Source organism: Flavobacterium ardleyense (assembly GCF_033547075.1).
GTDB classification, from domain to species: Bacteria; Bacteroidota; Bacteroidia; order Flavobacteriales; family Flavobacteriaceae; genus Flavobacterium; species Flavobacterium ardleyense_A.
In genome coordinates this window covers 2,676,904-2,703,686 of record NZ_CP137891.1, presented here as the reverse complement: position 1 = coordinate 2,703,686, position 26,783 = coordinate 2,676,904, and the positions used below count along the sequence as shown (strand labels likewise).

Annotated in this window: 29 protein-coding genes; 13 read left to right on the top strand and 16 right to left on the bottom strand. The window is 35.0% G+C overall.

All coding sequences use genetic code 11. The features are described 5' to 3' along the window. Positions 1 to 83: 83 nt before the first annotated feature. Positions 84 to 1,787 (bottom strand): LIC_10190 family membrane protein, encoded by a 1,704-nt coding sequence (locus tag SBO79_RS11795; protein WP_318640602.1) that lies wholly within the window; start codon positions 1,785 to 1,787, stop codon positions 84 to 86. A 4-nt stretch (positions 1,788 to 1,791) separates the two neighbouring features. Then, complete coding sequence (locus tag SBO79_RS11790) at positions 1,792 to 2,454, bottom strand: ABC transporter ATP-binding protein (protein ID WP_318640601.1); 663 nt, start codon at positions 2,452 to 2,454, stop codon at positions 1,792 to 1,794. 152 nt (positions 2,455 to 2,606) lie between these two features. On the opposite strand from SBO79_RS11790, the gene msrA reads away from it, so the two are divergent. After that, positions 2,607 to 3,254 (top strand): peptide-methionine (S)-S-oxide reductase MsrA, encoded by a 648-nt coding sequence (gene msrA, locus SBO79_RS11785; protein WP_318640600.1) that lies wholly within the window; start codon positions 2,607 to 2,609, stop codon positions 3,252 to 3,254. A gap of 40 nt (positions 3,255 to 3,294) precedes the next feature. Further along, complete coding sequence (locus SBO79_RS11780; RefSeq protein ID WP_318640599.1) at positions 3,295 to 3,588, top strand: hypothetical protein; 294 nt, start codon at positions 3,295 to 3,297, stop codon at positions 3,586 to 3,588. A gap of 419 nt (positions 3,589 to 4,007) precedes the next feature. Here SBO79_RS11780 and SBO79_RS11775 read toward each other — a convergent pair whose 3' ends face one another. From SBO79_RS11775 to SBO79_RS11725, 11 genes are all read right to left on the bottom strand, one after another. Continuing rightward, positions 4,008 to 4,631, bottom strand: a complete 624-nt coding sequence (locus SBO79_RS11775; protein WP_318640598.1) for a COG3650 family protein — start codon at positions 4,629 to 4,631, stop codon at positions 4,008 to 4,010. Then, entirely contained in the window at positions 4,628 to 4,771 is a 144-nt protein-coding gene (locus tag SBO79_RS11770; RefSeq protein ID WP_318640597.1) for a DUF2256 domain-containing protein, read from the bottom strand. Before SBO79_RS11770 ends, SBO79_RS11775 begins: the two co-directional genes overlap by 4 nt. Then, positions 4,768 to 5,397, bottom strand: a complete 630-nt coding sequence (locus SBO79_RS11765; protein ID WP_318640596.1) for a flavin reductase family protein — start codon at positions 5,395 to 5,397, stop codon at positions 4,768 to 4,770. Before SBO79_RS11765 ends, SBO79_RS11770 begins: the two co-directional genes overlap by 4 nt. A gap of 81 nt (positions 5,398 to 5,478) precedes the next feature. Continuing rightward, on the bottom strand, positions 5,479 to 5,748 hold the full coding sequence (locus tag SBO79_RS11760; protein WP_318640595.1) for a TIGR03643 family protein: 270 nt from the start codon (positions 5,746 to 5,748) through the stop codon (positions 5,479 to 5,481). A 112-nt stretch (positions 5,749 to 5,860) separates the two neighbouring features. Further along, positions 5,861 to 6,547, bottom strand: coding sequence for a hypothetical protein (locus SBO79_RS11755; protein ID WP_318640594.1), 687 nt, complete (start codon positions 6,545 to 6,547; stop codon positions 5,861 to 5,863). Positions 6,548 to 6,604: 57 nt separating this feature from the next. After that, complete coding sequence (locus SBO79_RS11750; RefSeq protein WP_318640593.1) at positions 6,605 to 8,170, bottom strand: serine hydrolase; 1,566 nt, start codon at positions 8,168 to 8,170, stop codon at positions 6,605 to 6,607. 44 nt (positions 8,171 to 8,214) lie between these two features. After that, complete coding sequence (locus SBO79_RS11745) at positions 8,215 to 8,523, bottom strand: DUF6787 family protein (RefSeq protein ID WP_318640592.1); 309 nt, start codon at positions 8,521 to 8,523, stop codon at positions 8,215 to 8,217. Positions 8,524 to 8,559: 36 nt separating this feature from the next. Next, a complete protein-coding gene (locus SBO79_RS11740) occupies positions 8,560 to 8,970 on the bottom strand; it encodes a DUF6146 family protein (protein ID WP_318640591.1) in 411 nt (136 codons plus the stop codon). 57 nt (positions 8,971 to 9,027) lie between these two features. Next, positions 9,028 to 9,975, bottom strand: a complete 948-nt coding sequence (locus tag SBO79_RS11735) for an NAD(P)-dependent oxidoreductase (RefSeq protein WP_318640590.1) — start codon at positions 9,973 to 9,975, stop codon at positions 9,028 to 9,030. Between the two features lie 109 nt (positions 9,976 to 10,084). After that, complete coding sequence (serC, locus tag SBO79_RS11730) at positions 10,085 to 11,161, bottom strand: 3-phosphoserine/phosphohydroxythreonine transaminase (RefSeq protein ID WP_318640589.1); 1,077 nt, start codon at positions 11,159 to 11,161, stop codon at positions 10,085 to 10,087. 31 nt (positions 11,162 to 11,192) lie between these two features. Continuing rightward, entirely contained in the window at positions 11,193 to 12,251 is a 1,059-nt protein-coding gene (locus SBO79_RS11725; RefSeq protein WP_318640588.1) for an acyl-CoA reductase, read from the bottom strand. Between the two features lie 162 nt (positions 12,252 to 12,413). Here SBO79_RS11725 and SBO79_RS11720 point away from each other — a divergent pair, with 162 nt between their 5' ends. After that, positions 12,414 to 12,764 carry a 4Fe-4S dicluster domain-containing protein gene (locus SBO79_RS11720; RefSeq protein ID WP_318640587.1) on the top strand — a complete coding sequence of 117 codons (351 nt, stop codon included), beginning with the start codon at positions 12,414 to 12,416 and terminating at the stop codon, positions 12,762 to 12,764. Between the two features lie 76 nt (positions 12,765 to 12,840). Here SBO79_RS11720 and SBO79_RS11715 read toward each other — a convergent pair whose 3' ends face one another. Next, positions 12,841 to 13,377, bottom strand: coding sequence for a hypothetical protein (locus tag SBO79_RS11715; protein ID WP_318640586.1), 537 nt, complete (start codon positions 13,375 to 13,377; stop codon positions 12,841 to 12,843). A gap of 188 nt (positions 13,378 to 13,565) precedes the next feature. Here SBO79_RS11715 and ychF point away from each other — a divergent pair, with 188 nt between their 5' ends. The 6 genes from ychF to SBO79_RS11685 all read left to right on the top strand — a co-directional run bounded on the left by ychF (position 13,566) and on the right by SBO79_RS11685 (position 20,990). Continuing rightward, complete coding sequence (ychF, locus tag SBO79_RS11710; protein WP_318640585.1) at positions 13,566 to 14,660, top strand: redox-regulated ATPase YchF; 1,095 nt, start codon at positions 13,566 to 13,568, stop codon at positions 14,658 to 14,660. A gap of 226 nt (positions 14,661 to 14,886) precedes the next feature. Further along, positions 14,887 to 16,743: a DNA topoisomerase IV subunit B gene (locus tag SBO79_RS11705; protein ID WP_318640584.1), complete on the top strand. Its 1,857-nt coding sequence runs from the start codon at positions 14,887 to 14,889 to the stop codon at positions 16,741 to 16,743. 65 nt (positions 16,744 to 16,808) lie between these two features. Beyond that, a complete protein-coding gene (locus SBO79_RS11700) occupies positions 16,809 to 17,189 on the top strand; it encodes a DUF1016 N-terminal domain-containing protein (RefSeq protein WP_318640583.1) in 381 nt (126 codons plus the stop codon). 34 nt (positions 17,190 to 17,223) lie between these two features. After that, entirely contained in the window at positions 17,224 to 17,931 is a 708-nt protein-coding gene (locus SBO79_RS11695; protein ID WP_318640582.1) for a DUF1016 N-terminal domain-containing protein, read from the top strand. Beyond that, positions 17,932 to 18,288, top strand: coding sequence for a PDDEXK nuclease domain-containing protein (locus SBO79_RS13985; protein WP_318640581.1), 357 nt, complete (start codon positions 17,932 to 17,934; stop codon positions 18,286 to 18,288). A 5-nt stretch (positions 18,289 to 18,293) separates the two neighbouring features. Continuing rightward, a complete protein-coding gene (locus SBO79_RS11685; protein WP_318640580.1) occupies positions 18,294 to 20,990 on the top strand; it encodes a DNA gyrase/topoisomerase IV subunit A in 2,697 nt (898 codons plus the stop codon). A gap of 40 nt (positions 20,991 to 21,030) precedes the next feature. Here SBO79_RS11685 and rocD read toward each other — a convergent pair whose 3' ends face one another. Together rocD and SBO79_RS11675 are read right to left on the bottom strand one after the other, a co-directional pair. Continuing rightward, entirely contained in the window at positions 21,031 to 22,275 is a 1,245-nt protein-coding gene (gene rocD, locus SBO79_RS11680; protein ID WP_318640579.1) for an ornithine--oxo-acid transaminase, read from the bottom strand. Between the two features lie 138 nt (positions 22,276 to 22,413). After that, entirely contained in the window at positions 22,414 to 22,824 is a 411-nt protein-coding gene (locus SBO79_RS11675; RefSeq protein ID WP_318640578.1) for an OsmC family protein, read from the bottom strand. Between the two features lie 390 nt (positions 22,825 to 23,214). On the opposite strand from SBO79_RS11675, the gene rlmD reads away from it, so the two are divergent. The 4 genes from rlmD to SBO79_RS11655 are packed head-to-tail and all read left to right on the top strand — an operon-like array spanning position 23,215 to position 26,773. Beyond that, entirely contained in the window at positions 23,215 to 24,633 is a 1,419-nt protein-coding gene (gene rlmD, locus SBO79_RS11670) for a 23S rRNA (uracil(1939)-C(5))-methyltransferase RlmD (RefSeq protein ID WP_318640577.1), read from the top strand. A 10-nt stretch (positions 24,634 to 24,643) separates the two neighbouring features. Further along, positions 24,644 to 25,153, top strand: a complete 510-nt coding sequence (locus SBO79_RS11665) for a DUF6452 family protein (protein WP_318640576.1) — start codon at positions 24,644 to 24,646, stop codon at positions 25,151 to 25,153. Next, positions 25,125 to 25,838: a DUF6048 family protein gene (locus SBO79_RS11660; RefSeq protein WP_318640575.1), complete on the top strand. Its 714-nt coding sequence runs from the start codon at positions 25,125 to 25,127 to the stop codon at positions 25,836 to 25,838. The genes SBO79_RS11665 and SBO79_RS11660 overlap by 29 nt, the downstream gene beginning before the upstream one ends. Positions 25,839 to 25,879: 41 nt before the next feature. Further along, on the top strand, positions 25,880 to 26,773 hold the full coding sequence (locus tag SBO79_RS11655; RefSeq protein ID WP_318640574.1) for a LysR family transcriptional regulator: 894 nt from the start codon (positions 25,880 to 25,882) through the stop codon (positions 26,771 to 26,773). Positions 26,774 to 26,783 lie beyond the last annotated feature (10 nt).

The window sequence follows — 26,783 nt, the reverse complement described above, 5'->3', positions numbered from 1 at the left end:
ATACTTTATACATCTGAGTAGGTGTTAAATTCTGTAGCTTTGAAATCCTTCAACACTTTTACCTCAAATTAAATGTGGAAAGCTTAGTTATCAAGTGACACGCTTTTGGAGTAAAATCCATCCTTCAAATCCTCAGTTCTCATCTGTGGAGTAATTTTGAACATTCTTCTGTGCATGTTTACTTGCTCTTCACTTACGCACGGAAGTGCTCCGTCCCCAGTAATCCAAAGCAGATCCTTATTTACGGGCGAGTAATATAGCAGATTTCCTAATCTAATAATTTTGAAATGCGTCGAACGGTCTGTAATTTCACTGGGTATTATGATATTTCTGAAGGATAAAGTATGCGTTTTCATCATTAACTTATTGTCAGTAAATCTGATGAGATTTAAAGGAATAAATAACATTAAAAAAACAGGGAGTATAGAAATAATCAATATTAAATTAATAATCTTCTCATTTCGAACCATGCAGATAAAGCAAAATGTAGAGAAAAAGATCATAAAATTCATAAAGAATCGAAATTGTGGCGAGGTGATAAATAAAAGGATTAGTTGTATTACCATCAACCCATAAAGCAGCCAATATTTTTTACTATTCTGGAATTTGAATATAAATGCAGGAACTATAAGAATCAACAATATTATAAACTTATGTATCAATCCTCGTAGTTTCGGGAGATTCAACCAATGCTCAAATAACTCAAAATTACTTAACAAGTTATAATCTTCGCTATTTAAGAGGTATCCATAGTGACGTAAATAATTAAAGTAATAATCCTCTATCGCACTTGGAAATGCGTAATCTAATGATATAAAACGAAAAATCTTCAAGGGAAAAAGAGGATGTCCAGTAATGATTAAATTTTTTACAATAAATAATAATAGGATTGTAACTGAAAGAATTGAAGCCTTCCATAGAGCTGTAGATAATACTTTGAAATTTTCTATCAATAATATTACGGGAATTAACACGAACGGAAGAGTTGAGTATTTAATATAGAGTAGGTATAAAACTAGAGTTGTTATTATTGTAAATTTCCCCTGACTACAGTTTTTAAAATTTTCTAAAAATAAAAGTAAAATAAAAAATGTCAGCACATAAACTGGCATGTCGGGTGAAGGAGCACTTATAAACTGAAAATAAAATATGCTGGCAAAAGGAAGTAAACCAACTAGCAGAAAATTAAAACTTTTCTTTTCAACGAAGTAGCTGTTGAATTTCGTAATCGAAAATAACATTCCGAGCATTAAGCAGAAACCACTTAAGTCATTAAAATTGCCATACAAAAATGAAAAGTTGAATACACTTTGAGTTATGTGCCAGCCACTTGTTTGACCTAAAAACAGGTGTAAATTTACTAATCCTTTTACAAAACCATATTCATTCAACCATTTTATGGTCTGAATATAATACGTTTCATTATCAATTACATAAGGTGCCGTACTGCATTGCGCCAAAATTAATATAGTAACTATGGCCAAATAATACTTTAGAAATTTGCCGAGATCACCTATTACTAAGAAAAGATTTTTATAAATATCTCCAATGTTTATTTTAAATTTCCAGTAAATCAACAGATTAGATACCAACAAAAAAATATGAAATTCCACATTTATTCTCCCGAAAATCGCCCAAATACTCGCCAAGATAGTTACAGAAAACAATCCCAGAAACGATGTAATAACAAAATCTTTATTTTTTAAAACAAGAATTCTATCAAATACAAAACCAAAATTGATAGTTGTAAAGAGGATGTATATCCAAGATAGAATTATTAAAATCATAGTTCTAAACTGAAATTAATCCATCAATCATCGTCAATTTTCTATCTGCCATATTTGCCAGTTCTTCGTTGTGCGTCACAATCACGAATGTTTGTTTAAACTCATCACGAAGCTCGAAGAATAATTTATGTAAATTTTCTGCAGACACCGTATCAAGGTTTCCAGAAGGCTCATCGGCAAAGATCACCGCGGGTTTATTTATCAAAGCTCTAGCCACTGCAACGCGTTGCTGCTCTCCTCCAGAGAGTTCAGAAGGTTTATGACTGTATCTGTGCGAAAGCCCTAAATAGTCTAATAGGCGCCTTGCTTCAGGTTCAGTTTCGGCTTTTGTTTTTCCTGCAATAAAAGCAGGAATACAAACATTTTCTAAAGCACTAAACTCCGGTAAAAGCTGATGAAACTGAAATATAAAGCCCAAGTTGAGATTGCGAAATTTTGACAACTCCTTATCTTTCATCCCCAAAATATCTTTTCCATTAATAATGAGCTTGCTCTCTTTGTCCGCAGATGGTTTATCCAAAGTTCCTAAAATCTGAAGCAAGGTCGTTTTGCCCGCTCCCGAAGCACCCACAATCGAGACAATTTCACCACTCTGAATATGTAGGTCAACTCCCTTTAAAACCTCAAGTTTATCGTAAAATTTATGAATTTTCTGCGCCTGTATCATAGATGAAATTGTTTCGCACAAAGTAACAACCAAAATGCAGATTTCAAAATACAATTGACCATTCTTTTAAGTTAGAACTCTATAAAATTACGTTAAGTACAATACTACTGCCAAGGCAATTCGTTAATTTTGTTGAACTTAAATGCGAAAAGATGAAACACTTATTTAGTTTATCATTCTTATTTTTGGCATTATCTTGTCAATCAAAAGAGAAAATTTCAAATATTAAAACACAAACAACACCTGTAAAAATGGAAGTAGAAAAAGGGAAAGAGGTTGCAACTTTAGCTGGCGGATGTTTCTGGTGTACAGAGGCAGTATTTTTAGAATTAGACGGAATCTCAAAGGTAGTTCCTGGATATATAGGCGGTGCCAGAGCAAATCCAACCTATCAGCAAGTTTCTGCGGGAGCTAGCGGTCACGCTGAAGCTATCGAAATTACTTTCGATCCAAAAATAATCAGCTACGGAGAAATTTTAGAAGTTTTCTTCGCAACCCACGATCCAACTACTCTTAATAGACAAGGAAATGACGTCGGGACTCAATATAGAAGTGAAATTTTTTACCATAACGATGAGCAGAAAAAGATTGCTGAAGGTTATATTGCTTTGCTAGATAAAGAAAATACCTACGGTAAACCTTTTGTCACAAAAGTTTCTGCCGCGCCAACATTTTATTTTGCCGAGGATTATCACAAGAATTATTATGCTGACAACCGTGGGCAGTCGTACTGTGTGTATGTTGTAACTCCTAAGGTTGAGAAGGTTCGCAAACTTTTTAAGGATAAGTTAAAGAAATAGTTTGGCACTTGATTTGCATATTGGATAAAAAAATTAGAATATGATCAATAAAGTAGCAACAAAAGGTCTTTCAGCAACAGCTATACAACAACTTATCTTAGGAATTGTATTTGATGCGGTCGGAATGTTATCATTTAGTATTCCATTCTTAGGAGAGTTTTCAGACGTAATATGGGCGCCATTATCTGGATTAATTTTGGCAAGAATGTACAAAGGAACTGTCGGGAAAGTAGGCGGATTTATCTCATTTGTAGAAGAATTATTGCCTTTTACAGATATAATACCAACTTTTACCCTCACTTGGATTTACACGCACATCATCAGAAAGAGCTAAGTTTTAAATACAATTAATCTGACTTCAAATTTGAAAGCGTCTTTTTTACAGAGATTCATTTCAGGTTTGAAGTTTTTTTTTGGGGCGCGACCATCGCCACTACGAAATGCTCTAACATTGAAAATTTCGTAAGGCTTTGGTCCTGCTGTCTACTGTACCGTTGTTGCCACAATTTTTTTAGTAAATTTGATAAATCTTTTGGCAGCAAAGGATGTGCTTCGCCAGTTCGCTTCGCTCGGGTCGCTCCCATCCTTCGCGCAATTAAACATCATTTAAGAATTCCATTTTTTAAGGTGGGGTTAGAACAATTATATAAGACAGTTTAAAAGTGCGATTTAGTCTTGACAATTTCATTCGAAACTTGAAATCATAATAAACCGATAGATTGACGGTTATTTTATGATTTCATTTTTTAAGATTTAAAAAGTATATGTCTTCGCTTTTAGGTATTTTTCATCAAAAATAATCTCTGCTTCGTAAGTCGGTTGTTCTATTTTTGATATCTCTAAAAGTGTCGGGTTTGAAGGATACTTTTTTCCATCGTAAATAAGTTCTTTCCACTCTCCTTCAGAATTAATTAGTAACTTTTTGTATCCATTTTTAATATCCTTTTCAGCATAAATCGGAATGTTTGTAACGGTAAACTTAGTTATTAACTTTAATTCTGTATTTAGAAGCAATAAGGTGCAGCCGCCACTTCCACAAAAATAAGGTGTTAAAAAATTTACGAAGACCTCGTCTTGACCGTCATTATTAAGGTCTATTGTGTACAGCTGAAACAATCGATCTTTCTCTTCAATTGCTCTTAAATCTGCCTCGGTGAGGAATTCTTCCGCTAGATATTTTTTTATTTTTAGCGCAAGCGGATCATTTACAGATTGACTGATTATTGTAGCCGCATTTCGTGATTGCACCTCCGGACTATTATTGGTGGTATTGTGATTTACTTGGGCGTTTGTGGGTGCAAGCGTTGCAACTTTATCTTGACAAGATGAAAGCAAAGCCAAAATTCCTATGGTGATAATTCCTATTTTAGTTTTCATTCTGTTTTAGATTTTTTATTTTTCCTGCATTTTTCACTGCAATATTTTACTTCGTCCCAAACTTTTTCCCATTTCTTACGCCACGTGAAAGGCAATTCGCAAGTTTCGCAGATTTTTCTTGGCAGATCTGACTTTTTCATTCAAAGCTAGGGATTTCAGAAGTTCGCACATAAGGGAACGAATCTCTTTTGACCAAATCATAGTAAGTATTCAAACCAGAAACTCCCATAGAAAAGCTTTTCTCTAAATCAATTTGACCTAACTCATTAATAGTATTTTCAGGAATCGAAATTAATTCGACCGTGCCAATTACAAGTGTACAACCATTGGAAATTGATATACTTTCAGAGTGCTTCATTCCAATCTTGATATGGCTTTCTCTAACAAAGGGCGCTGGGAATTTACTAATATATTCACTTTCAATTTTCATTCTTTCAAACTCCGAATCACCTCGATCTAACTTAGCCGAAGTATAGTGAGCCTTTTCTAAAAATGCTGAATTTACGTGATTTATTGTGTAATATCCAGCGGTTTGGATATTCAAGTACGTATCTCTAGGAATTTCTTCCTGCGGACGTAAAATAAATCCTAGCTGTGCTGGACTTGACCCAATATGAATTATAGAGGAGAAAATCGCAACATTCTCTTTGCCGTCAGTGGAAATGGTGCCAATGAGATTTGCAGGTTTTATGCCTGAAACAGAATTAATTAAGTTAAGCTTGAATTTACGTTCTAAATCTTCAATTTGATTTCTGTCTAACTGCATTGAAAAGGAATTATTTTTATGAAATCTAAAAATAACCATTTCTCATAACTTTTGAAATAATTAGCAGACAAAATTTAGCACTTACCTCTTAGAAATTTTATTATTAGAAATGCTTCTTTGACGCGTACATTTGAATCTATCGATTTCGGAATTTCTTTTCATCAAATGTTTTTGACTCACGCCACTATTTACGCGTCTGCGCCAGAGTTTAAAAGAGTTTTCTTTAAGTTCAGTACGCATCAATTTTATAACATCAGCTTCAGCTAATCCAAATTGAAACTTTATGGCTTCAAAAGGAGTTTTATCTTCCCAAGCCATTTCTATAATTCGATCAAGTTCTCTATCTGTCATCACTATTTATTTTGACTCTCTTCTTTTAGCGAAAGCTATTTATATAAGATTAAAGATAATAAAAATCACATCGTTATCGAAAATTCGCAAGGTTTCAAAGACTAAATTTTTGCTAAAATTTATAGAAAAATTGTATCTCAAAATTGAAGTTAAACCTTGTAATTACTCCTTCAACTTCAAGATGCCTAGAATTAAAATGGGGAGTGGAAACCTGATAATCATTAAGATTAGTGACGTTTAAATTTTCAGCATTGCTAAATTGAACATTTCTAACTTTTACACCTGCGCCAATTTTCGGGATTAAACCAACACTATTGCTAAAGTTGATAATCATTCCGTAATTAAAGTTTAATCCAAATTTATCTCTTTGGTAGTCAGCGCGATCATAACTAGAAGTTGTGGTAAAGTTAGTATTGGTGTAACTTCTATTGGAAAATTTATCTGAATGGTAAATGTAAAACAACTCCGCTGAAATAAATTTACGTGTCTTTCTAGCGGGATTTAAAATATACTTAATCTCTGGAGCGATGGAAAAACTTTTGTAATCTTTCTCAATCCATTTTCCATCCGCAGCAAAATTTATCGTGGTTGCATAATTACCATAACCAACTTCAGCGCCTACAATCCATTGATCATCTAGATGTCTATAATAACCAATTTCATACCGAGGAGCATAACTTGCTATAGGCGAAAGAATATCTAAAGTGACATAATTTAGTTTATCGAACTCGTCGCTTTGGGCGGACATATTTGCAATAAATCCTATCGATAACAATAAACCTAGCAGGAAATTTTTCATTTGAAAGCAAATAAATAACGTCGCTAAAGTAGCGTATTTCAGATAACTAACTTCAACCTATTTTTCTGTTTTCTTTGTAAATGACAAATCGTGAAAATCAAAACTAAAATCGGTCAAAGGTGAAATTGCCTTCATCGTCATTCCAGAAATGTTTCCTTCGAAATCTAATTCAAATTTCACGAAAGCATCTGCATCATAACTGCGATCGTCCCATTTTACGATATAGGTATTTCCTTTGTAAGGAAGTAAATTGCCAATAAGTCTCGGAGAATTTATTGCTTCAAATCTCAATTGCCCATTCTTAGTAGAAATCACAGCGTCACCAAACCATAAATCGTGGTAAGTGCCTTCAATGTTTTTTAGATTGCACTCGGCATTACCTTTCTGTGCTTCGATTTCAGCGAAAATCTTCGATGTAATTTTCTCAGCATTTTCACGACCTTTCTTAACATTATCACCGTATTGCTTGATTCTGTCTTGACCTTTTATTCCATAATATCCATCTTTGATAGAATTTGTAATAGAAGTAAATGCCGCTCCTGATTGCTGATTTGTAAATACAATAATTGCCAAATCAAGTTCAGGAATTAAAGTAAACTGCGTAACTATTCCAAACAGTCCTCCCGTATGCGTCACTACTTTGTATCCTCTTTCGTCACTTAAAAACCAACCTAATCCGTAGCTTTTAAAGTTTGTATCGTACGGAGTTTTGCCTTTTACAGGTATTATCGTTTGTGGAGTCCACATTTCGTTATGAGCTTCTTCAGAAAAAAGTCTCTTCTCTAAATTTGCTCCGTATTTCCCATCATTCAATTGCATTTTTGCCCACTTTGTCATATCGTGAACGCTGCTGTATATTCCAGCTGCTGCACCTGCAACATCGCGCCAATCGCGGCGAACAACCATAACTTTTCCTTCAACTTCGGCGTGCGGATCTGTGATGTTTTGCTTAGAAGTAAGTAGTCCAAAATTTGGAGCACTTTCGGTCATTTCAAGCGGATTCAATATTCGTTTTTGGATAAATTCATTCCAACTCATTCCCGAAGCTTTTTCGATCACCTCGCCAGCAACAATATACAGTAAATTGTCATAATCGTATTTCGATCTAAAGTCTGACACAGGTTTTAAATAGCGTAAATTATGAATTATATCCTGGGTAGAGTAGGAGCTGCTGTCTGGCCAAAGCATCAAATCGCCTGCACCAAGACCAAGTCCACTTCTGTGCGTGAGCAAGTCGCGAACCGTAAATTGATCACTTACATACGAATCATATAAAGTGAATTCCGGAATAAATTTTCGAACTCTATCATCCCATTTTAACTTTCCTTCATCCACAAGCATCGCCAAAGCTGTTGCAGTAAAGGCTTTACTATTGGAAGCAATTCCGAAGCGTGTATATTGGTTAACTTTTTGTTTATTATTTAGAGAACTTAAGCCATATCCCTTTTCGTGAATGATTTTTCCGTCTTTTACAATCGCAACTGCAATTCCAGGTACGTCAAAAGTGCTTAAAGTTTTCTCAACAAGAGCATCAATTTCTTTAGAACTTAAAGGTTTTTGACCGTAAGAAGTGAGTGTAAAAGCAACAAATATAAAGCTGATAAGAAGTGTAGAATTTCTCATATAACAAAAGTAAAAGATAAGTTTTTAGATAATAATTAAAAAATTTAGTCCTCTTTCGGAAGCAGGAAACCCAATCTCATACGTCGAAGCATTTTCTTTTCGAAGTCCCAGAAAAACTCAAACTGCCCGAAGATAAAGCCGTTAAACACCAGCATTAGCTGATAAATAGGGAAAATTATAAGAAGTCTAAAAGGTAGAAAGAAAATTCCTAAGTGGTCTTTTGTAATTCCTAGCAAATCACAAACGGGTTTGGACAGGAAGGCTGCCGCTGAGCCTGTGATTGCGAAAACTAAAAAAATAACACCTAGTTGAAAGTTTGAAGTAATTTGCCAACGCTCTTTTAATCTTTGCATGCCTAAATAATTTGGATCAGCAGCAAAGATAGTAACTTAACGCAAAGGAACATAACCACCGAGTTTTTGATTGTATTTATTTTGAAAGTAGACTAGATAATTGTACAAAAGGTAATTCACCTCGTACCCATAATCAATATTTGATTCATAATCTACGGGAACTTCATACAAAGACTTCCCCTGACGTGCTCGAGCATTGTATTCCCGAAGCCAAAAACTATTCTTGTTTTCCAAGTATGATTGCGTGTAGTAATTACGCGGATAAGCGGTTGTAGCAAGGTAGGTGCTAAAACCTGAATCGATAATTATTACTTCATATTCTAAAGAGTCATTTGCGATAACAACTTTATCAGAATCGGAAACAGCTGTTTTATTTGCGGTTTGCATGGTCGAATTACACGAAGCGAAAAGCAGTGCAAAAAAGCATAGGATAATAAAATTTTTCATCTGGATTATCTTTTTATAAAAATAGAGAATATGATGAAAATATCGCTATGTATTGTCTTAAATTTTTGATAATAAGCTATTTATAAATTCCAAGTCTGCTCTTTCTTGAACATCAATACTGCTTCGAGCTATATTTGGCGATAGTGAAATTTGCGGATGCATCAATACTTGAATGGCAGGATTTGGCTCCTCTTCAAAGCGGTCAATTCCCGCAAAAAGCACTTTTTCCTCTTCCAAAGCTGCAATTAAATCTACCTCATTCAAAGCACGACCAAATGCGCAATTAACAATTCCAACTCCATCCTTCATCGCATCAAAATCTGCCTTGGATATCACATAATCTTCCTGCTCATCAATGTGCAAACTAATATAATCTGCTTTTGCCAAAAGTACATTCCGCTCCACATTTTCAAGAGTTACAGAAACGCTTTGACCAGAATAAAAATCAACTGTAATTTCTAGGTTTTCTTCGGCAGAATCACTGATTAGTACTCGTATTCCCAGAGCTGTTGCATACTTCGCAACTTCTTTTCCACTGCTATTAAAACCAATGATACCAAGGGTTCTACCGCGAAGTTCTTGTCCAGAGGCAAAACCTTTTTGCAGAGATTCAAAGTTTGTATCGCCTTCAAGCGGCATTAATCTATTGGCGTCGTACAACATTCTTGCACCCGAAAATAGGTGTGCAAAAACCATTTCGGCTACTGCGATTGCAGTCGATTCTTCGGCGTAAATTAGCTCTTTTCCTGATGCTGAAATCTGCAATTCAATCTCTTTTTCCAACTTATTTCCGCCTTTGCAAATCACTTTTAGAGTGGGACATTCCAAAAGGAGATTTAGTCGAATTTTGGTAGCGTTTCGAACAATCAAAACATCAATATTATTGGTATTTATAAATGGTATCAGCTGTTCTTGAGCAACCTTCGTTGTAATAATTTCGATATTATTCTGATTCAACATTGAAATGGCTTCATTCGAGAGGCCGTCGTTTGCAAGTATTTTCATAATATTTTTTTGGAGCTTTATCCCGCTTTCCGCTGTATCTCTCAAGGTTTTTCTTTAAGGAAAAAACCTTGAGAGGATGCCGCTGTAATCGGGGCTAGGGCTTTAGATTTTAATTGATATTTTGTTTTTCAAATTCTTGAAGTACACTTACAAGAAAATTGACACTTTTGCTAGTGACAGCATTATATAGGGAAGCACGATAACCTCCAACAAAGCGATGTCCTTCCAAGCCGTAAATTCCCCGTTCTTTTAAAAATTGGTCAAATGCTTTTTTATGACTTTCATCCTTCAATATAAAAGTAGCATTCATCTTGGATCTATCTAAGCGATCTGCAGTACCTTCAAACAATTCATTTCGATCTATTTCCGCGTACAACAATCGAGCTTTCTCTTGATTTCTTTTTTCAATTATAGCAATTCCGCCTTCTGCTTTTATCCACCTCAGTGTAAGCATAGCCGTATAAATTGCAAAAACTGGCGGAGTATTGTACATATTATCGGCTTTTATATGTTCTTGAAAATCTAGAATAGAAGCAATATTTCTGTTCGTTTTTCCTAGAATGGATTCTTTAATTACCAAAAGTGTCACGCCGGCAATTCCAATGTTTTTTTGAGCCGCAGCAAATATCAAATCGAATCTTGAAAAATCCATATTTCTCGAAAAAATATCCGAAGTCATATCGCAGACTATCGAAACCTCGGTCTCAGGAAAATGTGTTATTTGTGTTCCCGAAATGGTATTGTTAGAAGTACAGTAAAAATAATCTGCATCTTCAGGAATACTATATTCTTTTGGAAGATAACAGTATTTTCTGTCCTTGGAGGAAGCAACTTCAATGCACAATCCAAAAGATTCCGCTTCTTTCATTGCGCCACTTGACCAGATTCCAGTATCTAAAAAAGCTGCCTTTCCATTAACTCTCATCAAATTCACAGGAATTCGCAAAAATTCCATTCGAGCGCCGCCCTGCAAAAATAAAACCTGATAGCCTTTATCTTTTAATCCTAAAATATCAAGGGTCAAATCTTTAGCTTCGGCTAAAACCGCTTTAAATTCTGGACTTCTATGAGCTATTTCTAATATCGAAAGTCCCGAATTATCAAAGTTTATCACAGCATTTGCAGCTTCCTTTAAAACTACGTCGGGAAGACTCGCGGGACCTGCATTAAAATTATGAATTTTCATTTTTCAGATTTGAATTTAGAATCTAATAATTTTAGAGAGTATTCAAGAATTCAATCGTATCTACATTGTCTGCATAATCCCAAAGTTTTGGTTTTTGTGTTTCGCCAAAGGGAATGCCATTTTCGATAATTCCGTCAGAAACTATGCATTGAATTTTTAAATCGTCCTCTTTTAATTTCGAATTTAATTCATTTAAGCTATCATAGTATTCATAAAAAACACTGGAAATAGGAGAGGAGTAACTTTCATCTTCTTTGATGGTCAAGAATCCATTGTCAAGTAATTTAAAATTACTCATCAGGAAAACTGCTTTATTATAATCATAATTATTTGCGTAACGCTCATATTGAACAATATCTTGAAAACTGTAAATACCTTCAAAGAATTTATCAAAATTATATCCTCTTGGCACAAATAATTTCGAAACATTTCGACAACCTAAACCAAAATATCTAAAGATATCTTCGCCCAGAGCTTGTATTTGCGCTTCGGTTTCATTTCCAGTCAAAACTGCTACCGAATTTCTATTACGTCTGATAATCGAAGGTTTGTCTTTAAAATAAAATTCAAAATAGCGCGCGGTATTATCACTTCCTGTTGCAATTACAGCGTCGTAATTTTCTAGCTTGCCTTCGGTAAATTCAATATAGTTTTCAAATTTCGGTTCAACTGCAATTAGATATTTTGCCAGAAATGGCAATAAATGCTGATCATTTGAAGAAGTCTTAACCAGAACTTTATTTCCGGAAATCAAAACACTAAGAAAATCGTGAAAACCAACTAGCGGTATATTTCCGGCTAAGATGATAGCCACAGTTTTTGCTTCTTTTTCAACAAAACTATATCGAGACAGCCATATTCTTAAATTCTCCTCCGTCAACGCTTCGGCCCAAGAATTTATTGAAAAATAAACCTGCTCTGGCGTGTACCATCCGTTATGAGATTGTGATAATTTTATAAGTTCGGAAAAAGCTTCAAAAAAAGTACTATTCTGAGCAATGTCAACTGATTGGACGTTACCATGTTCTTTAAATTGTCGCAAAAAATCTCCTAAGGATACAAAGGCATCTATTTTATTTTCTAATGTCATAATGATTTGCGTGGTAATTGTTTTGGGTGTAATTTTGTACAAAAATAAGGTATAATACTCAAAGTAGAAAGAGTTGGCTTTAGTAATAGAGCAGCCTTATTATTATAACTATTATATTGTAGGTTTTTCAGCCTCTAATTTTTAAAAATTCAAAGTAGCATTATGGCAATTATAATAACAGACGAATGCATTAACTGCGGTGCCTGCGAGCCCGAATGTCCAAATACAGCAATATACGAAGGAGCGGATGACTGGAGATACAAAGATGGTACAGCACTAAAAGGCAAAATTGTTCTTCCTTCTGGCGAAACTGTAGATTCTGACGATGCGCAGACGCCTATATCTGATGATATTTATTATATCGTTCCAGGAAAATGTACAGAATGTAAAGGTTTTCACGACGAACCTCAATGCGCTGCAGTATGTCCAGTAGATTGCTGTGTTCCTGATGATAATCACGTAGAAAGTGACGAAGTTTTATTAGATCGTAAAGCATTCTTGCACAACGAATAATTTTCGAATAGACTATAAAAAAAAATCCTGAACATTATATGCTCAGGATTTTTTTATAAAATGATATTTCTAAATCTTATTTAGAAAGATCATATCTCTCATAAATAATTCGGTCGCTCTTTGCGTCATAAGTTTCAAGAATCAAGTTCCCAGCCTTATCAAAGTGGCCAAAAGAAACTCTATCTTTCGTAGAGTAAATATAGTTACCATTGCTAGTTTTTCTCAGCATTGCCGGCTCTCTGCTGCTGTTATTAATAACAGTGTAACCGCTGTTGTCAAGCGATAGTTGATAGCTATTCCCGCCATAGTTGTATATTGCCGATCTGTCTACATCTATACTTCTTACATTTCCATCACCATCAATAATTTGAGTTGTTGCGGTAACTTCAATTGGAGTACTTTTAACATCTTTGTTTAATTTTTTTGAATCTGCATCTTCAAAATCAATAGTTTGAGTAGCAGAAATATCTTCCTTCTTAATTAGTTTCTTTTCGCCTTCAGAAGTTTTTACAGTTCTAGTTGTTGTTTTACTTACCTCTGTAACATTCTTATTTTGAGCCTGAATACCGAAGGTAAACAATAAAGCTCCGAGGGTAATTGCTATTGATTTCATAATTTATTTTTTAAATTTTGTTACCCAAAGGTAGCTTCTAAACTTACTAAAATACTTACAATAATTATTTCATAACTTATATAATTTGAAGATTGGCATTAATTGCTAAAATCTCACTTTCAAATCGTATATTTGCAAACTTTATCAAAAATATATACTGTCCGTAAGGGCTGGAAAAAATAATAAGTATGAAAGCAGGAATTGTAGGGTTGCCAAACGTTGGAAAGTCAACATTATTTAATTGTTTATCTAATGCAAAAGCGCAGAGTGCAAACTTTCCATTTTGTACCATCGAACCTAATATTGGTGTAGTAAACGTTCCAGATCCAAGAATTGAGAAATTGGAAGAATTAGTTAAGCCCGAAAGAGTGCAAATGGCAACTGTTGAGATAGTTGATATTGCAGGACTTGTTAGAGGAGCTAGTAAAGGCGAAGGATTAGGAAATCAGTTTCTTGCAAATATTAGAGAGTGTAATGCAATTATTCACGTTATACGATGTTTTGACAATGATAACATTGTACATGTTGATGGAAATGTAAATCCAACTCGTGACAAAGAGACAATTGATATAGAGTTGCAGCTTAAAGATCTTGAAAATGTAGAGAAGCGTTTAGAGAAAGTGAATAGAGCAGCAAAAACAGGAAATAAGGAAGCACAGACAGAAAAAGCCTTACTTGATCGAATTCGCGAAGCTTTGTTGCAAGCAAAGTCTGCTAGGACTGTTACTCCGCAATCAAATGATGAGGAAATATTGATGGAAAGTTTCCAATTGATTACAGCTAAGCCAGTTTTATACGTTTGTAATGTTGATGAGAATTCGGCAGTTAACGGAAATAAATACGTAGATGAAATAAAAGAATTGGTAAAAGATGAAAATGCTGAAGTTATTATTTTATCAGTGGGTGCTGAAGCAGATATTACCGAACTGGAGAGTTATGAGGAGCGTCAAGTTTTTCTGGAAGACATGGGCTTGACAGAAGCAGGTGCTTCAGTTTTGATTAGGTCTGCATACAAATTACTAAAACAACAAACCTACTTTACAGCAGGAGTAAAAGAGGTTAGAGCTTGGACAATTGATATTGGAGCTACTGCGCCTCAAGCTGCAGGAGTTATACATACAGATTTTGAAAAAGGTTTTATTCGTGCAGAAGTTATCGCATACGAAGATTTTGTACATTACGGATCTGAAGCGAAATGCAAAGAAGCGGGTAAATTTAAAGTCGAAGGAAAAGAATATATCGTAAAAGACGGAGATGTAATGCATTTCAGATTTAACGTATAAGGTTTATTCTTATAAATATTTAAAGCCCGACAGAATCCGTTCTTTCGGGCTTTTTTTTCGTTAAAAAGTATCTTATTTTAGAATTTAAAATTAGACGCAAAATCAAGTACCTTTGCAAAGAATTTTTCTAATAGAAAACTAGACTGTAGTTGGTGTTTTTTCGACTTCAATACTTTTTTACTTTCTTTAGAAATAGTATATTAGCGCAAATTCCCCTTTTTATAAAATGTCAGAAACTACTAAGTACACAGAAGATAATATTCGTTCATTAGACTGGAAAGAGCATATCCGTATGCGACCTGGAATGTATATTGGAAAATTGGGCGATGGATCTTCTCCCGATGATGGTATTTATATTCTTCTTAAAGAAGTTCTAGATAACTGTATCGATGAATTTGTGATGGGCGCTGGTAAAACCATCGAGGTTACAATCAGAGATAAAACAGTTACTGTAAGAGATTATGGTCGTGGAATTCCGTTGGGGAAAGTTGTAGATGTTGTGTCGAAAATGAATACTGGTGGAAAATACGATTCATTAGCTTTTAAAAAATCGGTGGGTCTAAATGGTGTTGGTACAAAGGCAGTAAATGCTTTGTCGAATTATTTCCGTGTTGAATCTGTTCGAGACGAAAAACAAAAATCGGCCGAATTTAGTGCTGGAAATCTTGTTCTTGACGAGGATATCATCGAAACTACTAAGCGTAAAGGAACGAAAGTAATTTTTATCCCGGACGAAGCTATTTTTAAAAATTATAAGTTCAGAAATGAATATATAATTAAAATGCTAAAGAATTATTGTTACCTGAATACGGGATTGACGATAATTTTTAATGGTGAAAAATACTTTTCGGAAAATGGACTTAAAGATTTATTAGAAGAAAATATCAATGAAGATGATATGGTTTATCCCGTAATTCATCTATTGGGCGAAGATATCGAAGTTGCCATTACCCACAGTAAGACACAATATTCAGAAGAATATCATTCATTTGTAAATGGGCAGAATACCACTCAAGGTGGAACGCATCTTGTTGCCTTTAAGGAAGCAGTTGTAAAAACGATTCGTGAGTTTTACAATAAAAACTTTGATCCTTCAGACATTCGAAAATCTATTGTGAGTGCAGTAAGTGTGAAGGTGATGGAACCAGTTTTTGAATCGCAAACTAAAACCAAACTTGGATCGACTGATATGGGGCCTGAATTGCCATCGGTTCGAACATTTGTAAATGATTTTCTGAAAACAAAACTCGATAATTATTTGCACAAAAATCCTGAGATTGCCGATTTGCTTTTGCGTAAAATTTTGCAGGCAGAGCGCGAACGTAAGGAATTGTCAGGTATTAGAAAGTTAGCAAAGGATAGAGCGAAGAAAGCAAATCTTCACAATAAAAAATTGAGAGATTGTAGAGTGCATTTGGGAGATATTAAAAATCCTAGATATCTTGAAAGTACTCTCTTTATCACAGAGGGGGATTCTGCTTCTGGATCAATTACAAAATCACGTGATGTAAATACTCAAGCCGTTTTTAGTCTTCGAGGGAAACCTTTAAATTCTTACGGAATGAGCAAGAAGATTGTTTATGAAAATGAAGAATTTAATCTCTTGCAAGCAGCGTTAAATATCGAAGAGGATATGGGCGATTTGAGATATAACAATATTGTAATTGCAACTGATGCCGATGTCGATGGTATGCACATTAGATTATTGTTAATTACTTTTTTCCTTCAGTTCTTCCCTGAATTAATCAAAGAAGGACATCTTTATATTTTGCAAACGCCGTTGTTTAGAGTTCGAAATAAAAAAGAAACAATTTATTGTTATACAGAGCAAGAACGGATTGATGCAATCGAAAAGCTAAAGCCTAAGCCAGAGATAACCCGATTTAAAGGTTTAGGAGAGATTTCTCCTGATGAGTTTAAACATTTTATTGGCGCAGACATTCGATTGGATCCTGTAATGTTGGACAAAGCGACTTCGATTGAGCAGCTTTTGGAATTTTATATGGGAAAAAATACACCAGACAGACAGAAGTTTATTATCAATAATTTGAAAGTTGAACTAGATGTTATAGAGAAGGAGTAAAGAAAGATCAACACAGTTACATTTTATGCTTGTTGATTAATTGATTTAGATAGCTAATAATTTAAATGAGTAAAGATTTTCAAAATAACGTAATTCTCCAGCAAGTTGTTGATTTATTACAGCAGGCAAGACAGCAAGTTTTGCGGACCGTAAATTCGACTATGGTGTTGACTTATTTTGAAATTGGTAGAATCATTGTAGAAGAAGAGCAAGAAGGTAAAGAGCGTGCAGAATATGGAAAGCATTTGCTTAAAGGTCTTTCGGAACAATTAAATTCTGAATTTGGAAAGGGATTTTCTGTCGTTAACTTAGAAAGTATGCGGAAATTCTATATTATTTATTCTAACTCATCATTGTTAAATAGATTTTTAGATATCTCCGATTCGGTCGAAGAAAAATCGCAGTCAATGACTGGGGAATTGGAAAACCACATTTTATATATTTAATACAATGATTTTGATGTAACACTGTAAGACAATAATGGCTAAAGATTTTCAAAATAAGGTAATACTCCAGCGAGTAGTTGATCTATTACAGCAGGCAAAACAGCAAGTTTTGCGGACAGTAAATTCGACTATGGTGTTAACTTATTTTGAAATTGGTAGAATAATAGTCGAAGAAGAACAAAGTGGCAATGAACGTGCAGATTATGGGAAGCAGTTGCTTAAGGGACTTTCGGAACGATTGATTGCGGAATTCGGTAAAGGTTTTTCGGTAGACAATTTACAGAATATGCGAAAATTCTATTATTTGTATTCAAATTACGAGACGCTGTCTAGTATTTCTGTTGATGATGCATCCACTAGCGAGAATCTGAAATCTCTCACTAAGCACTTGGAAGATTCTCCAACAAATTTTAAATTATCTTGGTCACATTACATTACTCTAATAAGAGTCGATGACAAGTACGAAAGAAAATTCTACGAAATCGAGTCTATCAAGAATAATTGGAGCGTACGAGAATTAAAGCGCCAATTTAATTCGGCATTATATACAAGATTATCATTAAGCCGAGATAAGGAAGGTGTGCTAAAACTTTCGGAAGTAGGGCAAATAATCGAAAAGCCCAAGGATATCATCAAAGATCCTTATATCTTGGAATTTTTAGGATTACCAGAATTATATCAATATTCTGAAAGTGAATTGGAAGGAGAAATTATTAATAAACTTGAAAATTTCTTATTATAGTTGGGTCAAGGTTTTGCCTTTATAGCAAGACAAAAAAGGATAACATTTGATGATAAACATTTCAGAATAGATTTGGTTTTCTACAACAGAATTCTGAAAAGTTTTGTGCTTATCGATTTAAAAATAGGTGAACTAAAGCATCAAGACCTTGGTCAAATGCAGATGTACGTAAACTATTATGACAGGAAAATGCGATTAGAAGATGAAAATAAAACCATCGGAATTGTATTGTGTCAAAATAAAAGCGATTTGGTTGTAGAATACACATTGCCAGAAGCAAATGAGCAGATTTTTGCTAGTAAATATAAAACTGTCTTACCAAGCAAAGAAGATTTAATAAAATTAATTTCGGACTAAATTAAATGAACGAAGACGACGAAAATAAATTACCTACTGACGATAATAACCAACCTTTAGATTCAAATCAAGAATCTCAAGGTTTTGATGATATACAAACATCAGGACATAATTTCTATGAGAATAATGAGAATCCTGAGAGTACCATTACCAAGGTTACAGGAATGTACAAGGATTGGTTTTTGGATTACGCTTCCTACGTAATTCTAGAGCGTGCTGTACCTGCAATTGAAGATGGTTTTAAGCCAGTTCAGCGTCGTATTATGCACTCGATGAAGGAGCTTGATGACGGACGTTACAACAAAGTTGCGAATATTGTAGGACATACAATGCAGTATCACCCACACGGAGATGCGAGTATTGGTGATGCTATGGTGCAAATTGGTCAAAAGGATCTAATTATTGATATGCAGGGAAACTGGGGAAATATCCTCACTGGAGATAGTGCTGCAGCTTCTCGTTATATCGAAGCGCGTATTTCTAAACTTGGACACGACATCTTATATTCTCCGAAAATTACCGATTGGGGAATGTCCTATGACGGTCGTAGAGCCGAGCCGATCAACCTTCCGGTAAAATTTCCGCTGCTTCTAGCTCAAGGTGCCGAAGGTATTGCCGTTGGTCTTTCGACTAAAATTCTTCCGCATAACTTTAATGAATTAATTGATTCGTCAATCAAAATATTAAAAGGAAAACCTTTTACATTATACCCTGATTTTATTACTGCCGGTATTGCAGATGTTACCAATTACAACGACGGTTTACGAGGTGGTCGAGTTCGAGTACGTGCAAAAATTGCGCAGCTCGACAAGCAGACTTTGGTGATTACTCAAATTCCGTTTTCTACAAATACGGTGACTTTGATTGAAAGTATTTTGAAAGCCAATGAAAAAGGCAAAATCAAAATCAAGAAAATTGAGGACAATACTGCTGCTGAGGTGGAAATTTTAATTCACCTGTTTCCAGGAGTTTCTCCAGATAAAACTATTGATGCATTGTTCGCATTTACAGCTTGCGAAACTTCAATTGCTCCATTAGGTTGTGTTATCGAAAATAATAAGCCGCTATTTATCGGAGTGAGCGAAATGCTGAAAATTTCGACTCATAGAACAGTTGATCTTTTGAAAAGTGAACTCGAAATTCAATTAGAAGAACTTCAGAATAAATGGCATTTTTCTACTTTAGAAAAAATATTTATTAGAGAAGAAATGTATATCGACTTTAAACTCTATTCAGATAAAGAGTCTTTATATACTTATATGTACCATCGCTTTGAAGAATATCGACATTTGCTTGTTCGAGACATCAACGATGAAGATTTGCAGAAGCTTACGCAAATTCCGATGATTCGTATTACCCGTTTCGACTCGGATAAAGCGGATGATGCGATAGCCAAACTTGAAGCCGAAATGGAACAAGTAAAGCACGATCTTGAACATATTATCGATTTTGCAATAGCGTTCTTTGCGAAGCTAAAAGAAAAATATGGCAAAGGTCGTGAGCGTCAAACCGAACTGCGAATTTTTGATGATATCGAAGCGACTAAAGTTATTCTTCGAAATACCAAGCTTTACGTAAATCGTGAAGAAGGATTTATAGGTACAAGTTTAAAAAAGGACGAATATTTATGCGATTGTTCAGAAATTGACGACGTTATCGTCTTTTTGAGAGATGGAACTATGATGATTACCAAAGTAGATGCAAAAACATTTGTTGGTAAAGATATTATTCATCTTGCAATTTTCGATAGAAACGACAAGCGCACTATCTACAACTTAATTTATAGAGATGGAAAATCAGGGCCAGCGTATATCAAAAGGTTTAATGTTTCTGGAGTAACTAGAGACAAAGCGTATGATTTGACCAACGGAACTGCCGCTTCTCAAATCTTGTACTTTTCTTGCAATCCAAATGGAGAAGCTGAGGTTATTACAATAATTCTGCGTCAGGTTGGAAGTATCAAAAAACTGAAATTTGATGTAGATTTTGCGTCGCTTGCTATAAAAGGTAGAGGATCCAAAGGAAATATTGTCAGCAAATATCCAATTAAGAAGATCGAACTCAAGGAGAAAGGAATTTCAACATTACTTCCACGTAAAATCTGGTTTGATGATATTGTCAAGAAACTAAATGTTGATGGAAGAGGAGAGCTGTTGGGAGAATTTAGACCTAACGACAAACTTCTTATTATAAATCAATCAGGGAAACTACGAACTATTATTCCTGAACTAAATTCACATTTTGAAGATGATATGATTGTCTTGGAAAAATGGATTCCTAAAAAGCCTATTTCGGCAATTTATTTTGATGGAGAGAAAGAGCGTTACTATGTAAAACGTTTTATAATTGAAGTTGAAAATAGAGAAGAGACATTTATTTCAGAGCATTCCGGATCTAATTTAGAAATTGTTTCTACAGATTATCGTCCTGTTGCCGAAGTTATATTCTCTAAAGTTAAAGGAGTTCAGAAAGACCCGCTTACTGTCGATATTGAAGCTTTTATCGCTGTAAAAGGTTTGAAAGCCCAAGGAAATCAATTGACTTCGGACAAAGTTCGACAAATAAATATGCTGGAACCTTTAGAATATGAAGTTCCTGAAGAGGTAATTCCCGAAGAATTAGAAGTGGAGGGAAGTACTTCTGTTTCTGATGATGATATAAATCTAGAAGATGATGGACAGATAACGTTGTCACTTGACTAAATAAAAAAACGCTCCGATTGGAGCGTTTTTTATTGATTTACTATTTTTCAAATTCCTTAAGTGTTTTCGTAATTATTGAAACACACTCTAATAATTGTTCTTCGTTCATTACCAAAGGTGGTGCAAAACGTATAATGTTTCCGTGAGTTGGTTTTGCCAATAATCCGTTGTCTCTTAACTTCAAACAAATGTCCCAAGCTGTAGAGCTATCCTCTGTATCATTGATAACAATTGCATTCAGCAATCCTTTACCACGCACTAAAGTACAGATATTTGAAGTCTGAATATACTCATTCATTTTTGCTCTGAAAAGGTCTCCCATTTCGGCAGCATTCTCCGCAAGTTTTTCATCTTTTACAACTTCAAGTGAAGCGATAGCAACTGCTGCAGCAATTGGGTTTCCACCAAATGTAGATCCGTGTTGTCCAGGTCCTATTACATTCATAATATGATTGTCTGCCAACACAGCCGACACAGGATAATTTCCTCCAGAAAGTGCTTTTCCTAAGATAAGAATATCTGGATGAACATTTTCGTGGTGTACCGCAAGTAATTTTCCAGTACGTGCAATTCCCGTCTGAACTTCATCGGCTATAAATAAAACATTGTGTTTTTCGCAAAGTGCTTTTGCTTTTGAAAGATATCCTTCAGAAGGAACAAAAACTCCAGCTTCACCTTGTATTGGTTCTACTAAGAATCCTGCTGTTGTTGGATTGTTTTCTAATGCTCTTTCTAACGCATCTAAATTGTCATAGTCAATAGTAATAAAACCATCAGTGTAAGGTCCAAAATTGTCTTTTGCATTAGCGTCATCAGAAAATGATATGATAGTGGTTGTTCTACCGTGGAAATTTCCGTTACATACGATGATCTCGGCAGTGTTTGTTGGAACTTTCTTTACCTCATACGCCCATTTACGACAGATTTTGATAGCTGTTTCAACCGCTTCAGCACCCGTATTCATTGGAAGTACTTTGTCGTAGTTAAAGTATTTTGTAATATATTCTTCGTAAGGTGCTAGCTTATCGTTATAGAATGCTCTGGATGTCAGGGCCAAAGTCTGCGCTTGCTCCATCATTGCATCAACAATTCGCGGATGGCAGTGCCCTTGATTTACTGCAGAATATGCAGATAGGAAGTCAAAGTATTTTTTACCTTCTACATCCCAAACATAAACGCCTTTACCTTTTGCTAAAACAACTGGTAATGGATGATAATTATGCGCACCATATTTGTTTTCTTTCTCTATAATTTCTGCAGAACTGACGTTGCTTAAAGTTATCATTGTAAAATATTTAGTATTAGATGGCCACTTTTGACCGAAGTGCAAATTTAAAGAAATTATTACTCTTTTATAGTAAAAATGCCCCAAACATTTCTGTCTGGGGCATAATTAACAACCAAAAAAACTAAAAAACCAAATCTAAAGTAATGTAGCGGAGCTACTTATTTTTGTATCCAAAAGGCGGGAAATTGGACAAGTCGTTTCTGCTTTCTTAACGAATTCTTGAAACTTTGCCTCGTCAATACCATTTACTTTTCCTTTTACAGTAAGGTGAGATCCCACAACTGACTTATCTTGAAAGTCAACATCGCATTTAGTTTCTAACGATTCCACATCAAAACCTGCCTCAGAGAGATATGCTGAAAGCTGCATTGTAAAGCAACCGGCGTGAGCCGCTGCAATTAACTCTTCTGGATTTGTTCCGATGCCTTCCTCAAATCTAGATCCAAATGAATATTGGGTAGAATCTAAAACTTTGCTCTGAGTGGTAATATTTCCTTTTCCTTCTTTAACTGTGCCTTGCCAGGCGGCTGTTGCATATCTTTTCATAGTATATTTTTTTTCAATCCCTAAGTTACATAAAATGATAAATAATGGCGCAGGCTCGCGCAGAAATTAACAGTTGATTATGAAGCGTGTAGGAAATAGCTTGACCTCAAATAATCGATGAATATAATTGCAAAATGTTATGCTCAAAAGAATTGGGAACTTTACATAGTTCCAGTAGAGTATTTCATTTTTTTTATCGCTTGATATAATTTATATTTTATTTCTAACTTCCAAATAGACTCTATACAACTCGGAATAATTTACTCTAGTAATTCCTAGATATTTAGTAAATTAAACTTGAAAAATAGTTGCTTAATTTTAATCAACTTCTGACTATAAATTATTTGACATTTTTAAGATTCCCATTTACATAATCCTTATTTTTGCCGAATGGGAAGGAAAAATACAGAAAAAGCAGTTTTTAGTCATATCAAAATATTAGACGCTGGAGCAAAAGGTGTTTCTGTTGCAAAAGCAGCAGATGGCAAAGTTATTTTTGTTAGCAATGTTGTACCAGGAGATGTGGTCGACGTTCAGACTTTTAAAAAGCGTAAAGCATACTACGAAGGCAAGGCGGTTCGTTTTCACGAATTTTCTGAGCATCGTGTGGAGCCAGTTTGTGAGCACTTTGGTGTTTGCGGTGGTTGCAAATGGCAAAATATGGCTTATTCGCAACAGCTTTTCTACAAAAACAATGAAGTTTTTAATAACTTAAAACGCATTGGAAAAGTAGAACTTCCTGACTTTGAGCCGATTTTAGGTTCAGAGAAACAATTCTTCTACCGCAATAAAATGGAATTCTCGTTCTCTGACTCACGTTGGTTGACCGAAGATGAAATAGAATCTGCCGAAACTCTAACTGAGAGAAATGCTTTAGGTTTTCACATTCCAAAAATGTGGGACAAAATTCTGGATATTAGAAAATGCCATTTGCAAGAAGATCCCTCAAATGCAATCAGAAATTCAGTTAAGAATTTTGCTATAGAAAATGGACTTACTTTCTTTAATGCGAGAAATCACACTGGACTTTTACGTACTCTAATGATTCGTACTGCTTCAACTGGCGAACTAATGGTATTGGTTCAGTTTTTCGAAAATGATATGGAGAAAAGAAATCTTTTGATGGAATTTCTTGCCAATACTTTCCCTGAAATTACTTCTTTACAATATGTTGTAAATGAAAAAGCCAACGATACTTTATACGATCAAAAAATTGAACTGTATAAAGGAAGAGATTTTATCCTTGAAGAAATGGAAGGCTTGAAATTTAGTATAAACGCTAAATCTTTCTACCAAACCAATTCAGAACAAGCTTATGAATTGTATAAAATTACTAGAGACTTTGCTGGACTTACAGGAAACGAGCTAGTGTATGATTTATATACAGGAACTGGAACAATTGCGCAATTCGTATCAAAAGGTGCGAGGAAAGTAATTGGAGTAGAATCTGTTCCAGAGGCAATTGTTGATGCAAAAGCAAATGCAGAGCGCAATTCAATTACAAATTGCGAATTCTACGTTGGTGACATGAAAGTTGTCTTTAATCAAGATTTCATCAACACTCACGGAAAACCTGATGTGATTATTACTGATCCACCTCGCGACGGAATGCACAAAGATGTCATCGAACAAATTTTGAGCATTGCTCCAGAAAAAATTGTGTACGTTAGTTGTAATTCTGCTACTCAAGCCAGAGATTTAGCATTGATGGATGAGATGTACCAAGTTACAAGAGTTCGTCCAGTAGATATGTTTCCACAGACGCACCACGTAGAAAATGTAGTTTTGTTAGAAAAAAGAGTAAACTAAAAAAGTTTATATGAAAAGGTTTCTTCTCTTATTTGTCTTAATTTGCCTGACATTCACATTTGCAAATTGCGAAAAGGATGATTTATGCGATGCAGCAACTCCTACAACTTCTAGGCTGGTGATAGAATTTTTTTATGAAACAGATCCAACGATTCCAAAAAACCTCACAAATTTGACCGTTTTCGCGGAAGGAAGGACTGATTCGATTGGGTATTATAATGGCACCAATGTTATTAAACTTCCATTGCAGACAACTCAAACTAGCACTACGTACAAATTTGTCCTTAATAGCACCATCGCAAATGCCGTAAATACAGATTTTCTGACCGTAAATTATACGCTTGACAATGTTTTTGTTTCTCGCGCTTGTGGTTACAAATCAGTCTTTAATCTAAATCCCGTGGGAGCTATCGAAAGAACCGACACTACTCCCGAAGATGGTATTTGGATGAAATCAATACTAGTAACAAATCGTACAATACTGAGTGAAAATGAAACACATATTAAAGTATATTTCTAGTATTTCCTTCTTGCTGTTGGTTTCTAATTCTTTTTCTCAAGAGAAAGTTCAAGATACTGTTGCGGCTAAAGTTGTACCCAAAAAAGTTCAGCGATACGGTATAAGAGTAGGAGCAGATATATCCAAATTAGCTCGTTCATTTTACGAAGACGATTATAAAGGGCTGGAGCTTGTTGGCGATTACCGCTTGACCAAAAAAATATATTTGGCTGCCGAACTTGGAAGTGAAAGCAAGAAAGTTCTCGAAGATCGACTCACTTTTGTTACAGAAGGCACCTATATCAAAGTTGGTGCAGATTACAATGCTTATGAAAATTGGCTTGGAATGAGCAACCTTATATATATAGGAGGAAGATATGGCGCAAGTACTTTTACGCAGCAATTAGAAAGCTTTACAATCTACAACGCCAATCCTTATTTTGGCGAAGAGGCGGAGATTATTTCGGGCGAAAAGTTTGATGGACTCACGGCAAGTTGGATCGAAGTGGTTGCAGGTGTCAAAGTTGAAGTTGTCAAGAATTTATACGCAGGTTTTAGTCTGCGACTCAATTATCTGATTAACGACAAGAAGCCAGAAAACTTCAGCAATCTTTATATTCCAGGATTTAATCGTACGTATGACGGTAATTTTGGAGTTGGTTTCAATTATAGTATTTCGTATTTTATACCTTTATATAAGAAGTAGAATTTCTACTTTACTCTGTACGTTAAATAATTGCAATTTCTATGTTTGATTTTCGATTAAAGGTATTTTTATCGGTTGCCAAAAGACTTAATTTTACAAAGGCAGCAGAGGAGTTGGGCATCACGCAACCTGCGGTGAGCAAGCATATACAAGAAATTGAACGCTACTATAAAATCAAACTTTTTGATCGTGCAGGTTCGAAAATCCGACTGACTCCTGCGGGAATCATAATGGTCGAATATGCCGAGCAGATTTTTGAAACCTACCGACAACTTTCTTTTAAATTCAGTACGCTCAACGAACGTGCAGAAGGAAATCTGAGAATTGGCGCTAGTACTACAATTGCAAATTATGTTTTACCTGCGATTATTGCCGCTTTCAAGACTAAATACCCTGATGTGGGTATTTCGCTGATGGTTGAAAATACGGAAAAAATCGAAAATGCACTGGAAGAAAATCAGCTTGATTGTGCAATTGTCGAAGGAAGTACGAGAAATCGGAATCTAAAATATTCGGAGTTTCTCGAAGATGAAATTGTCTTGACCGCAAATGCAAATCATCCTTTGGCAAAACTCGATAAAATTGACAGCAATCAGTTAAAGAAGATTCCGTTGTTGATGCGCGAAAGTGGCTCAGGAACACTTCAAGTAATTGGAAAAGCTTTAAAAGATGCTGGATATAAAGTAGAAGATCTAAAAATCGAAATGCAGTTAGGAAGTACCGAAGGAATAAAAAACTACCTGAGCAACTCTAGTTGTATGGCTTTCCTAAGCGTTTATTCGGTTATGAAAGAGCTTAGAGATAAGCAACTTAGCATCATCGATGTACACGGACTTTCTATAAATCGCTATTTTCTTTTTGTAGAACAACACGGAAATAATACAGATTTAATTAAACTTTTTAATGACTTTGCTTACAAGTATAACCTGAAGTAATGGTTCATCA